Source organism: Myxococcus sp. AM009 (assembly GCF_013372605.1).
Lineage (GTDB): Bacteria > Myxococcota > Myxococcia > Myxococcales > Myxococcaceae > Myxococcus > Myxococcus vastator.
The window spans coordinates 17,108-29,935 of the sequence record NZ_JABXEP010000009.1; the positions used below are offsets into that span (position 1 = coordinate 17,108).

Here is a 12,828-nt window from a genome sequence, read left to right on the forward strand (position 1 = left end):
GTGGCGGCTGGCGGTCACATTCCGACCCGTGAAGTGGTTCATCCGGGAGCAGGCGGCTCTGACCCGGTGGAGGAGGACATATGACCGTGACGACGCGCGCAGTGCTGGTCGTGCATCCGGAGGCGGAGCGTCGAGGACGGCTCCGCGCCTTGCTGGATGGCTACGAAGTGCTCGAAGCCTCCAACCGGCAGGAGGCGGTCGAATTCCTCTCGAAATCCGCTCCCGCGCTGGTGTTGACGCATCCGGACATCTTTCCCCGGTTGTTGAAGGACCTGGAGCGCTACACGCCGCGCTCCATCCGCGCGGTGCTCTGCCCCAGGGACAACGCGCAGGCCCACCACAGCCTGGTGGACGTGGCCGCCGCGGGGCACATGTTCTTCACGCTGGAGGATGACCCCAGCCCGGCGCTGCGCCGCGCCGTCCAGGAGTTGCTGGAGCTGCGCGAGTCCGAGCGCCGCGAGCCGCACGGCGTCCTGGAGGCCTGCTTCACGGCGGATGGCACGACGTTCCGCGCGCGGCTGCTCGACGTGGCCACGGGGGGGCTGGGCCTGCGCCTGGAGTCCAGCGTGCGCATCGAGCGGCTCACGCCGGGCACGGAGCTGGAAGGGCTCCAGGTGCTGCGCGGCGACACGCTGGTGCTGCGCGCCGGCCACGCCACGGTGCGCATGGTGCGCCCGCTGCGCGCGCACGAAGGCCAGGGCTTCCACCTGGGCGTGTCGCTGGAGCGCCCCGTGGAGCACGCGCGCTCTTCCGCCGCGCCGCTGCTCAACGACTCGGTGCGCATCCGCGGCCTGCTGCGCCGCGCCGTGCGCGCGGGGGTGGGCTTCGGGCTGCGCACGCACGAAGGCAACCGGTTGGTGGACTTCTCCCGCGCGGAGGTGCTGCCGGAGGAGTCCCGCCTGGTGCTGAGCGAGCAGTCGCAGCCGGGCATGCTCTTCCATCCGGGCGACGTGGTGCGGCTGTGCCTGGACTTCGGCGGCGTGTGCCACGTGGGCACCACGGCGGTGCTGGCCTCGGAGCCGAACCAGGTGGAGGTGGCCCTGCCGCGCACGCTGAGCCTGCACCACCGCCGCAACAGCCTGCGCTTCCGCTCCTCGGCGGAGCGGCCCTTCGCGGTGTCCTTCAACTCGCCGCTGACGGGGGAGGCCATCGTCCGCCCGCTGCTGGACCTGCACACCGGCGGCTTCGCCTTTCCCTTCGACGCGGGCCGGGAGGCCTTCCCGCCGGGGCTGGTGCTGGACGACGTGATGCTGCAGCTGCCGGACGGCACGCGCTCGCGCTGCCGCGCGCAGGTGCAGGACACCGGGCAGCTCACGGTGACGGAGGAGGGCGCCAGCATGAGCCGCCCGCGCCGCTGCGGCCTGCGCATCCTGGAGCTGGCGCCGGAGGCCCGCGCCGCCATCCTGGACGCCTTCATCAAGGCGCGGTGTCCCGATGCGCGCGACGCCTCCGAGCTGCCCTTCTCCGACGTGTGGGACTTGTTCCGCTCCGCGGACGTCCGATTTCCCGACTACCCCTTCCACGAGACGGCGACGCCCGAGCCGCTGGTGGACGCGCACCAGCGGCTGGGCAACGGCATCCACGGCCTGTCCAAGGCCATCGTCTATCAGCGCGAGGGCCGGCTCTACGGCCACATCTCCGGGCTGCGCATCTACTCGCGCACCTGGCTGTCGCAGCACCTGGTGGTGCGGCCGGGCTACCACCGGCACGAATCCATCTCCCAGGAGCTGGTGGCGCTCGCGGCCGACTACGCGGAGAGCCTGGACGACGTGGAGTACCTGCGCGCGCTGTGGCGCTGCCGCAACCGGTGGACGTCGCGAATCTACGGCGCCATCGCCAGCCGGTTGGAGCGCCCGGGCTTGAGCTGCCTGCATGCCTTCACGCCGTGCCGGCTCCCCGTGGACGCCGCGCTGCCGCCGCCTCGGACGGATTTGCGCGTGCGCCCCGCGGAGACGTCCGATTTGCGCTGGCTGGAGCAGCACCTGCGGGAGACGCAGGACGTGGTGCGCCTGCGCAGCTCGGACCTGGTGGAGGGCGAGATGACCATGGGGACGCTGGGCGGGCGCTACTCGGACGCGCGGCTGCGGCGCTCGCGCGGCATCGCCCTGGTGGAGGGCAAGGACGGGCCCCAGGGCTTCGTCCTCATGGAGGACTCGTCGCCCGGGCTCTTCTGGGCGGAGTGGTACAACGCCTTCTCGCTCGTCATGGTGGAGCCGGATGCGGGGGAAGCGGATGCCGTGCGCCAGGCGCTGGTGACGCACGCGGTGGCGGACTCGGCCCGGCGGGGTCGCTCCACCGCGGAGTGCCTGGCTTCGGACGCGGACCTGCCCGCCCTGGAGACCCTGGGTTTCCACAACCTGGGCAAGGTGATGGAGTTCACGGCCCACCGCCGGCTCGTGCGTGATTGGAACGCCTACCTGCTCGCCGTCTTCGAGCGGCTGGCGGCCCATGGCCGGGGTGGTGGCCGGGTGGATGACAAGGACATCGCGGCATGACCTACCTGATGGAGTCGGCCCAGGAGGTGCACCGCCTGCAAGCGCAGGCGAGCGCCACCTCCTACGCGGACCGGCTGAGGCTCACCGGACTGAGGTCTGGGGACGCCGCACTGGATGTGGGCTGTGGTCCCGGCGTCATCACCTCGGAGCTGCTGGACGTGGTGGGGCCGCAAGGCCGCGTGGTGGGCATCGAGCCACAGGCCGAACACCTGGCGGCGGCCCGGGTGCTGCTGGCGGGCAGGCCCAATGTGGAGCTGCGTCAGGGCGCGCTGCCGGACACACGGCTGCCCGCCGACCACTTCGACTACGTCTGGTGCCAGTACGTCTTCGAGTACCTGGGAGAGCCGGGCCCCGCGCTCGCGGAGCTGGTGCGAGTCGTCCGGCCGGGTGGGCGCGTGGTGGTGGCGGACATCGACGGGGTGGGGTTGTGGAACTGGCCCTTTCCGGAGGACCTCCAGGCGGAGAGCCAGAAGCTGCTGGCCGCCCTGCGCGCGGCGCGCTTCGACCTGCACGCGGGCCGCAAGCTGTTCCACCTGTTCCGCAAGGCCGGGCTCGCGGACGTGCGCGTGCACATCTCCCCGTTCTACGTGGCGGCGGGCGCGGTGGACGCGCGGCTCCACGAGGACTGGGTCATTCGCTTCCGGACGCTGCGCCCGCTCGCTGAGCCCTTTTTCGGGGGCGCCGGCCCCTATGACGCATTCTGTGAACGCTTCCTCGCACTCCTGGACGACGCCGACACCCTCAAATATGCGATGGTGTTGACGACCGAAGGAGTGAAGCGTTGACCGTCCCCGCGGAACTGGCCTCCGCACCGTCAGCACCCGACACACCCGAGCTGAGTGTCCGGATGCTGCGCAGCGTGATGCTGTACTACGAGCGGACCTACGGCCGGGACCGGCTGGTGCGGGTGTGGCAGCGCGAGGAGCTGCCGCTGACGTTGGCGTACGTGGAGACGCTCACCAACTTCGTCTCCGTGGGGTTCACCGAGCGGCTCTTCGACGTGCTCGACAAGGACTCCGGCGATCCGGACTTCATGACGAAGGCGGGGCGCAGCATCGCCAGTCCGGAGGCGGTGGGCTTCCTCTATTACATGATGAAGGCGCTGGCCACGCCGCGCAGCGTCTACGAGCGCGCGCTGGAGCTGGACCACACGTACAACCGCGTGGGCGGCTTCCACATCGACACGCTCACCGACTCGCGGGTGCAGGTGCGCTACGTCAGCCGCATCCGCGAAAGAGATCGCAACTTCTGCCGCGCGCGCCAGGGCAACCTGTCCGCGTTCCCCGCCATCTGGAACCTGCCCCTGGCGGAGGTGAAGGAGCTGCGCTGTCAGGTGGATGGCGCGGACTGCTGCGAGTACGACATCCGCTGGCAGAGCCTGCCGCCCCTGGCGTGGCGCTACATCGTGGGGGGCATGGCGGGCATGGTGGCCGGCCTGCTGTCGGGCACGTTGAACCTGGCGCCGCCCATCTTCGCGGTCAGCTCCCTGGGCATGGTGGGTGTGGCGGCGGGGGCGTGGCTGGACACGCGCGCGGCCCTGCTGCGCAAGGACGAGAAGCTGTCTGAGCAGCACCAGGGACTGCAGACGTCCCTGGAGGACCTGCAGCTGCGCAACGAGGAGATCTTCGCCGCCAACAAGGCGCTTGAGGACCGCGTGGCCGAGCGGACGCAGGAGCTGTCCGAGGCCAATACGAAGTTGGAGGCGTCGCTCTCGCGGCAGCAGGAGCTGGACCGGCTCAAGAGCGAGTTCTTCGACAACGTGAGCCACGAACTGCGCACGCCGCTCACGCTCATCCTGCTGACGCTGGAGGCGCTGGCGAAGCAGGCGGAGTCGCTGCCGTCAGAGGTTCCTCCGCTGGTGACGAACATGGAGCGCAGCGCGCAGCGCCTGCTGCGGCTCATCAACAACCTGCTGGACCTGGCGCAGTTGGAGTCGGGCAAGGCGCGGCTGCGCTACCAGCCGCTGGAGCTGTTCGGCTTCCTCAGCACCGTGGTGCCGCCCTTCCACACCATGGCGGACCGGCAGGGCGTGACGCTTCGGCTGGAGGGCGCCACGGTGACGCCCATCCATGTGGACCACGAGCGCATGGACATCGTCTTCCAGAACCTGCTGGGCAACGCGCTGAAGTTCACCCAGAAGGGCGGGGTGACGGTGCGCGTGCGCGAGGACGACTCGGACGTGCACATCGAGGTGGAGGACTCCGGCCAGGGCATTGCCCCGCAGGACATCCCCGTCATCTTCGACCGCTTCTCCCAGGCGGACAACAGCGGCACCCGGCGCTTTGGCGGCTCGGGCATTGGCCTGGCGCTGGTGAAGGAGACGCTGGAGCTGCACGCGGGCGGCATCTCCGTGACGAGCGAGCTGGGCCAGGGCTCCACCTTCCGTGTGCGGCTGCCCAAGGGCACGGCCCACATCCGCGAGGACCTGCGCGAGCGCCGCCAGGCCGTCATGCCCGTGCGCCGGGAGCGCCGCATCTCTGGGGCCTTCCCCTCGCTGGAGCCGACGGGCCAGGACGTCCTGGGCGCCGCGCCTCCGCCGGCCAGGGACCATGCGGGGCCGGGGCCCGAAGCGGCGCGCATCATGGTGGTGGAAGACGACCCGGAGATTCGGAGCTTCCTCGCCAGGATGCTGGCCCAGCACTATCGGGTGCTGGAGGCCATCAACGGCGATGACGGGCGGCAGCGCGCGCTGCGCGAGCGGCCGGACCTCATCGTGTCGGACGTGATGATGCCTGTCATGTCTGGCCTGCAGATGCTGGTCGCCCTGCGCAATGATCCGCAGACGGTGGACATCCCCGTCATCCTCCTCACCGCGCGTCAGGAGGTGTCAGCCAAGGTGGAGGGCCTGGGCACCGGGGCGAATGACTATCTGGGCAAGCCCTTCAGCCCGAACGAGCTGCTGGCGCGCATTGAAACCCAGCTGCGCCTGCGCGAGGCGGCGGTGCGCGCCGCGGAGAACGAGCGGCTGGCGGCCATCGGTCTGCTCACGTCCGGCTTCGCGCACGAGGTGCGCAACCCGCTCAACGGGCTGATGAACGCCCTGCTGCCGCTCAAGGATATGTTGACGGCCGGAGGCTCGGACGTGGAGCTGAGCAAGGCCATGCTGGAAGTCGTGGAGGAGTGCGGCCAGCGCATCCGCCACCTGGCCGAATCCCTGCTCTCCTTCACGCGGACCAGTGAGACGCCGGTGGTGCTGTCCCTGGATTCGTCGCTGGACTCCACGCTGAGCGTGCTGGCGTGGAAGGTGCCGCCGGGCGTCAAGGTGGAGCGCGCGTACCACTGTGGGGAACCGGTGCGAGGCAATCCGGGCGCCCTGAATCAGGTCTGGCTCAACCTCCTGGACAACGCCCTGCGCGCGGTGGGGGACAAGGGCCGCGTGCGCATCTCCACGGCCAACACGGCCGACGAGGCCATCGTCACCATTGGTGATGACGGGGTGGGCATCCGCCCGGAGGACATGGAGCGGCTCTTCCAGCCCTTCTTCTCCACCCGCGCGGCGGGCGAGGGGACAGGGTTGGGGTTGGCGCTCAGCCGCCGCATCATCATCCAGCACGGCGGGAACATCGCCCTGAGCAGTGCTCCAGGGGAGGGCACGCAGGTGGAGGTCCGCCTGCCGCTGCGCCCCGTGGCGCCCCGTGTCACGGGGGGCATGCCCGACCTCGCGTCCGAGCCGCGCGTCGGCCGCCTGGGCTGACGCGGGACGCAAAGGCCCCGCCCGGGCCCACGGCGTCCGGGCGGCAAAGAAGGGGAATTCCCCATCCACTCAGGTGTCCTCCTGGGCTCGGCCCTCGTGTCTGCTACAGTCACGTCACTTTTTCGTCGCACCTCTCCTTTCAAGGAAACCACGGCATGCAAGGCACCGTAGTCGCGGGCGATGCCCGCAAGGGGCACCCGCGAGGGCTCTACCTCCTGTTCTTCACTGAGATGTGGGAACGCATGTCGTATTACGGCATGCGGGGCCTGCTCGTGCTCTTCCTCACGAGCAAGGTCAACGGAGGCTTTGGCTGGTCCACCGCGGACGCGCTCAGTCTCTACGGCACCTATACGGGCCTGGTGTACCTGACGCCCATCGCCGGCGGCTTCATCGCGGACCGCTTCATGGGGCAGCGCCGGGCGGTGGTGCTCGGTGGCGTGTTGATGATGATAGGCCACCTCGTCCTGGCCCTGCCCAGCGTGACGATGTTCTACGCGGGCCTGGGCTTCCTCATCATCGGCAACGGCTTCTTCAAGCCGAACATCTCCACCATGGTGGGCGGGTTGTATGCGCCCGGTGACGGCCGCCGCGACAGCGCCTTCACCATCTTCTACATGGGCATCAACGTGGGCGCGGTGCTCGGCAACTTCATCTGCGGCACGCTGGGTGAGCGCGTGGGCTGGCACTGGGGCTTCGGCGCCGCCGGCGTGGGCATGCTCCTGGGCCTGATTGCCTTCCTGTCGCTGCAGCGCAAGCTGCTGGGGAACGTGGGCCTGGTGCCGGAGAAGATGGTGGCCGCCGCCGAGGCGAAGCCGGGCACCCCGGAGAAGTCGGGCTTCAGCCGCGACGAAATCGATCGCATCGTCGTGATTTTCATCATTGCCCTCTTCGTCGTCGCCTTCTGGACGGGCTTCGAGCAGGCCGGCGGGTTGATGAACTTGTACACGGACGCGAAGGTCAACCGCACCGTCCTGGGCTGGGAGATGCCGACCACCTGGTTCCAGAACTTCAACGCCGTCTTCATCGTCGCGCTGGCGCCGATTTTCGCGGGCCTCTGGAGCAGGCTGGCAGCGCGGGGGAAGGACCCGAGCATCCCCGTGAAGATGGGCCTGGGCCTGATGTTCCTCTCCACCGGCTTCCTCTTCATGCTGGGGGCCTCCAGTGAGAGCGCGGCGTCGGGCAAGGCGGCTGCCTGGTGGGTGGTGATGGCCTATCTGTTCCACACGATGGGGGAGCTGTGCCTGTCGCCCGTCGGCCTCTCCATGGTGACCAAGGTCGCGCCAGCGCGCATCGTCTCCGCGATGATGGGCGTTTGGTTCCTGGCGAACGCGGCGGCGAGCAAGCTGGCCGGCGTCCTCGGTGGATACTCCGAGCAGATGGGCGAGTTTGGCGTGTTCCGCGCCATTGCCATCGCGACGGGCGCCGCCGGCGCCGTGCTGCTCCTCGTCGCGCCCATCCTCAAGCGAATGATGCACGGCACGGACGAAGTGAAGCCCGCCGCGCCGACCTCCGAGTCGCAGGGCGGCTCGGTGGCGGCGGCCTGAGCCGCTGCCCCAGCATCAGTGACTGACGTCGACACGCCGGCGTACCTCAGGGTACGCCGGCGTTCGTGTTTGTGCGCCCACCACGGGCTTGGGGCACAGGACTGAAGCGCGCCGCGGGCCCGGGAAGCAGAGGCTCACGTCTCCGTGGCCGGGCACGCCTGCGCCTCAATGGGCACCCGGGCCTGCCGCGATGGCTGCCATTCTGTTGTGGCCTCGTCGACGGGGAGGTGGCTTTCTCCAGGGCGATGCACGACGCATCGCGTCGCTGTCGTCACGGGGGATGGATGGGGCGGCGGAGGCCATCGCGCGCGAGAACGCATCAGGCCTGGGCCAAGGCCGACGCGGGGCTGGTGGGTGACGAGACGCGTGCCTGGCTGACCTGGCATCGGCGCAGCCTGCCCCATTCGAAAATTCCATGCGGGCGTTGCTCATCCATCCGGCGTGGTCTTCACGGACGACGCTCGTCCGCTCCTGCGCACAGGAGGCACGAGCTCTCTTGCTGGCGCTTCGGCGGCGTCACCACCAAGACGTCACCAGGTGTTGCCATGACCGGGCTCGTCGCGCATGGCCCGAATTGAAAATTTATGGTTTCTCCATCCCGGGAGAATTCCTGACGGTGTGCGTTGTGAGTGGTTGGCTTCGTTTTCGCGATTCTGTTCGAGCCCGCTTGAGAGTGTAATGGTAACTGGATTTGGCGTAAGGGTTTACCACTAGTGTCTTTGAGTGGAATTGGCACAGTGGGACTGTTGGCGGGCATGTCTGTGGATTGGCGATTTTCAGGTTGCGCTGCGGGGTATGCATTGGCTATCTTTGGACAGACTCCCCCCGCCCTTGATGAACGCCTTGCGGCGTGAGTTGCCCGCGGTGTGTCTTGCGTCTGGTTGGCTTTGTCGCCGCGGTTCTGTCCTGTCCAGATGGGTGAGGTAGTGGCAAACGAAAAGACCGACAGCCCGGTTGAAGACCACGACGAGTTTGTCTTCCCGTGGAATATATTTGAATCACGACGGGATTCCTTGGCTGTGCCCTGGACGTGTGTTCGTTCGCGACCGCGTTGGGAAAAGAAGCTGTGTCGCCTCCTGCGCGCTCGGATGATTCCGTACTACATGCCGGTGGTGATTCGGCAGACGTACAGCGGGCGCAAGCTTCGCGACTCCTCGCTTCCTCTCTTCCCTGGCTTTGTCTTCGTCAAGGGCAGTCACACCAAGGGGGCGTTCAAGGATACGGGGTGTGTCGCGAGCGTCCTGAGCCCTACCTCTCAGATGGGCATCGCGGAGCTTGATAGCCAGATCAGGTCGGTACGTCTCATGCTCGGTCTGGGACGGCCCGTGGTCCTGACTACGAAGTACGAAGTCGGAGAAAAGCTTACGATTGATTCCGGGCCGCTGCGGGGTGTTTCGGGCACGGTCACCTCGACAGCGAACGCAAAAAGGCTCGTGCTCTGGGTCGACATGCTGGGGGTTGGTGCCGCCGTCGAGCTTGGTTGCGATACGACTCTGGCGAGGTCGGGCGCCGGACCGACCCGTGACTTCCAGCTGAGTTCGGCGAGTTCCACGGGGTAGGACCGCTCGGAGGCCGCCACAATGAGTTCTACTTGGTTCCCATTCCGACTCAAGCGTCCCGCACCCGAGCTGCGGTTGGTGTGCTTGCCACCAGCGGGGAAGGGCGGCAGTGTCTTCCGCACCTGGCAGGCGTCGGCGCCAGACTCAATGGAAGTGCTTGCAGTGCAGCTCCCGGGCCGGGAGACGCGCATGCAGGAGCCGCCCATCGACGACGTCGAGTCCTTGGCGGACAAGATCTCCGAAGCGCTGATCCCCTTTTTGCGGCAGCCGATCGCCTTGTTCGGTCATTGCTACGGGGCGGTCGTTGCTTTCGAGGTGGCGCGGCGCCTCCCCGAGGACTTCGTTAGCCTCCTCGGCGTCTCGAGCTGCAAGGCGCCTCACCTGCTGACTCCGGCAGGCTGGTCCACGGAGCGCCGCTCCAACGTGGAGACCGTACGCGAGGCATACGGCGACGCCGTGGCGGACCTGCCCACGGAGCTCCTCGACGAACTCATGCCAGGACTGCTCGCCGACCTGGTCGCGCTGGACCATTACAGTTGCGATCAGTCGCTCAAGCTCACCTGTCCGATACATGTCTTCGTGTGGGAGCAGGACCACACCGTTCGCTCCGCGGACGTACAGGCGTGGGCGCAGTACACCCAGTCAAGGTTCACGAGCACGTTGCTGAACGCCAACCGGGAGGTCCTGGCGCCTCAAGGCGAGGCGATCGCGAAGGCGATCTTCAGCGACCTGGCTCAGGGCGGGGAAGGGCCTCGGCTGGAGTAGGTATCGGCTCGGCCTCCGAGCCGGAAGCCCGGTGCCGCGAGGCAGCCCTCGGAACCGCTCAGGTCACTGACGGCTCTGGCGTGTGAGGCTCGCTTCAGATGCGTGCTGGAGAACTTTCCATTGCTTGCGCGCAGGGGCGAGTGTGGGGGGCGGCGCCGTCGCCGGCCGCCACCCCGGCTGTCAACAACGTGCTGGCACTTCGGCTGGAGGGGCTGTGTTGAACCTTCCGATGGACAAGCCGCGCCCGCCAGAAGGCCGCCGATGCGGCGCGATGATTCTCCGACGCCTCGATGCGCGAACCGAGGACCGGCTGCGACATCTGGCGCTCTCAGAGGGCTGCGGCGCGGAGACGGTGCTCCTCGCGGCCTGGCTGTGTCTGCTGTCGCGCTGGAGCGGTGAGACGTGCGTCGTCGTCGGTCTGCCAACCCATGCCCTCACCCGGCAGGAGCCGAGCCAACGAGCCAACTCCTGCTCCGACACGAGCATGCTCCGTGGTGACCTCTCGGACGATCCCAGCTTCCGTGCGTTCCTGAGGCAAATCGGGGACGCCGTCCCGGTGGGGCGCACGCGCCTGGAGGGCCCTGTCGAACTGCTCGCGGCTGGGCTCGCTCCTGACGCCAGCGTGTCGCGTTGCGAGGTGCTGTTCGCCAGCCAGGACACGTCGGTCGAGGCGCCGCGGTTCGCTCCGCGGCATGACCTCGCGCTCATCGCGAGCGAGGCGGCCGGCCAACGAAGCTTCCGGTTCGAGTACGCCGCCGAGCTCTTCACAGATGGAACGATTGATGGCCTGGCCGACCAGTTCCTCGTGCTCTTGCGCGGCGTGGTCGAGGCGCCGGACACGCGCGTCTCTTGCCTGCCGCTGCTCGACGCGCGAGAACGCGCTGCGCTCGAGTCCTTGTGGCGCGAGGCCCAGGTCGGCGCGCCGCCCCGGCAGTGCCTGCATGAGGTCGTCTCCGAGCGGGCCCGCCACAGCCCGGAGGCGATCGCGCTCATCTGCGGGGAAGAGCAGCTCTGCTATGGTGAGCTGGACCGGCGCGCGGATTGCCTCGCTGGCGCGCTGACGGCGATGGGGGCCGGACCGGATGTCCTCATCGGCCTCTGTGCCGAGCGCTCGATCGAAATGATCGTTGGCATCCTCGCCATCCTCAAAGCAGGCAGCGCGTATCTTCCGCTCGATCCGGACCTCCCGCGAGACCGGCTTGCGTTCATGCTCGAGGACGCCAGGCCGCCGGTCGTCCTTACCCAGCGTCGTCTCGGCGAACGGCTCCCGGAGAGCGCCGCGACGCTCCTCTGCCTCGACGAGCTCCCCGAGGGGCTTCCGTCCGCGCCGCCGAAGACGACGACGCCGAAGAACCTGGCCTATTGCATCTACACGTCCGGCTCCACGGGAAGACCCAAGGGGGTCCTCGTCAGTCACGCCAACGTGACGCGGCTGTTGGCCACGACGCGCGACCACTTCTGCTTTGGTGAGCGTGACGTCTGGACCCTCTTCCACTCGTTCGCGTTCGACTTCTCCGTATGGGAGCTGTTCGGCTGTCTGGCGTACGGCGGGCGGCTCGTCATCGTGCCTTTGAACGTGGTGCGGTCCCCGGACCTGTTCTTCGCGTTGCTCGCCCGGCACGCGGTGACGGTCCTCAACATGACCCCCTCGGCGTTCCGGCAGTTCATCACGGTCGCTGCGGAGCGACCGAAGCTCGCGTCGCTGCGGGTGGTGATCTTCGGCGGCGAGGCGCTCTATCCAGCCTCGCTGTCGGCATGGACCACCCAGTATGGCTGGGACCGGCCTTCCCTCGTGAACATGTACGGCATCACGGAGACGACCGTTCACGTCAGCTTCCGGCAGCTGACCGCGGACGATGCCAGGATGCCATCGAAGAGCCCCATCGGCGTGCCGCTTCCTGACCTGGGGATTACGCTCCTCGATGCCGCGCAGACCCCGGTGCCGCGCGGGATTCCAGGCGAGATGTACGTGCGGGGAGCGGGCGTCACCCGCGGATACCTGAACCTGCCCGAGTTGACCGAGCGACGCTTCATCCCCGACCCCTACAGCGGGGCGGGGGACGGGCGGCTCTATCGAACCGGCGATCTGGCCCGGCTGACGTGCGGCGGCGAACTGGAGTATCTCGGCCGCTGCGATGAGCAGGTGAAGCTCCGCGGCTACCGGATCGAACTCGGCGAGATCGAGGCGTGCCTGACCTCGATTCATCCCGTCGCCGAGGCCGTCGCCGGTCTCGTCGGTGACGCCGCCGGCGACAAGAAGATCGTCGCCTGGATCACGGCGAAGGAAGGCCAGCGCCTCGACCGCGCGCGAATCCGGCAGGAGGCAGCGAGCGTTCTGCCGCACTACATGCTCCCGGCCCGCCTGGTCGCGGTGCCGGCGCTGCCCCTGAACGGCAACGGGAAGATCGACCGTCGCCGCCTGCTCGAATGGGTCGATGACGCACGCTCTGACGAGGTCCGGTTCGAGCCGCCGACCAGTGAACTCGAAATCGAGCTCGCGGTGCTCTGGGAACGCGTGCTGGACGTTCGGCCGGTTGGAGCCTCGGACAACTTCGTGGACCTCGGCGGCGACTCGCTCCGAGCGATACATCTCGTTCGCGCCGCGCGGGAGCGCAGCATCACGTTCACCATCACCGAGCTGATGGCGGCGAAGTGTCTGGCGGAGCTCGCCGCGATCGCGCGCGTTCACGACGGCCCCGTCGGGCGCGCCCGGCGCGACGTCGAAATGGAGCGCCGATGACGGCACAGACAAACGCGGCCAGTCCAAGGAC

General features: G+C 68.3%; 7 protein-coding genes. All 7 read left to right on the top strand.

The annotated features are described in order from the left end of the window. The first annotated feature begins 80 nt into the window (after positions 1–80). The 7 genes from HV824_RS04065 to HV824_RS04095 all read left to right on the top strand — a co-directional run bounded on the left by HV824_RS04065 (position 81) and on the right by HV824_RS04095 (position 12,797). Positions 81–2,495: a hypothetical protein gene (locus tag HV824_RS04065; RefSeq protein WP_176415310.1), complete on the top strand. Its 2,415-nt coding sequence runs from the start codon at positions 81–83 to the stop codon at positions 2,493–2,495. Next, positions 2,492–3,280 carry a methyltransferase domain-containing protein gene (locus HV824_RS04070; protein ID WP_176415311.1) on the top strand — a complete coding sequence of 263 codons (789 nt, stop codon included), beginning with the start codon at positions 2,492–2,494 and terminating at the stop codon, positions 3,278–3,280. Before HV824_RS04065 ends, HV824_RS04070 begins: the two co-directional genes overlap by 4 nt. Beyond that, positions 3,277–6,189 (top strand): ATP-binding protein, encoded by a 2,913-nt coding sequence (locus HV824_RS04075; RefSeq protein WP_176422692.1) that lies wholly within the window; start codon positions 3,277–3,279, stop codon positions 6,187–6,189. Before HV824_RS04070 ends, HV824_RS04075 begins: the two co-directional genes overlap by 4 nt. A gap of 155 nt (positions 6,190–6,344) precedes the next feature. Continuing rightward, the gene (locus tag HV824_RS04080; RefSeq protein WP_176422693.1) at positions 6,345–7,733 is read left to right on the top strand and encodes a peptide MFS transporter; all 1,389 of its coding nucleotides are present in this window, start codon (positions 6,345–6,347) and stop codon (positions 7,731–7,733) included. 1,088 nt (positions 7,734–8,821) lie between these two features. Further along, the gene (locus tag HV824_RS04085; protein ID WP_176415314.1) at positions 8,822–9,292 is read left to right on the top strand and encodes a hypothetical protein; all 471 of its coding nucleotides are present in this window, start codon (positions 8,822–8,824) and stop codon (positions 9,290–9,292) included. A 21-nt stretch (positions 9,293–9,313) separates the two neighbouring features. Beyond that, the gene (locus HV824_RS04090) at positions 9,314–10,057 is read left to right on the top strand and encodes a thioesterase II family protein (protein ID WP_176422694.1); all 744 of its coding nucleotides are present in this window, start codon (positions 9,314–9,316) and stop codon (positions 10,055–10,057) included. Between the two features lie 214 nt (positions 10,058–10,271). Next, positions 10,272–12,797, top strand: coding sequence for an amino acid adenylation domain-containing protein (locus HV824_RS04095; RefSeq protein WP_368738019.1), 2,526 nt, complete (start codon positions 10,272–10,274; stop codon positions 12,795–12,797). The last annotated feature ends 31 nt before the right edge of the window (positions 12,798–12,828 follow it).

Bases quoted from the DNA above. Each gene is read 5' to 3' on its own strand.
- HV824_RS04065 (WP_176415310.1), top strand. From the start codon at position 81: ATGACCGTGACGACGCGCGCAGTGCTGGTCGTGCATCCGGAGGCGGAG.
- HV824_RS04070 (WP_176415311.1), top strand. From the start codon at position 2,492: ATGACCTACCTGATGGAGTCGGCCCAGGAGGTGCACCGCCTGCAAGCG.
- HV824_RS04080 (WP_176422693.1), top strand. From the start codon at position 6,345: ATGCAAGGCACCGTAGTCGCGGGCGATGCCCGCAAGGGGCACCCGCGA.
- HV824_RS04085 (WP_176415314.1), top strand. From the start codon at position 8,822: ATGATTCCGTACTACATGCCGGTGGTGATTCGGCAGACGTACAGCGGG.
- HV824_RS04090 (WP_176422694.1), top strand. From the start codon at position 9,314: ATGAGTTCTACTTGGTTCCCATTCCGACTCAAGCGTCCCGCACCCGAG.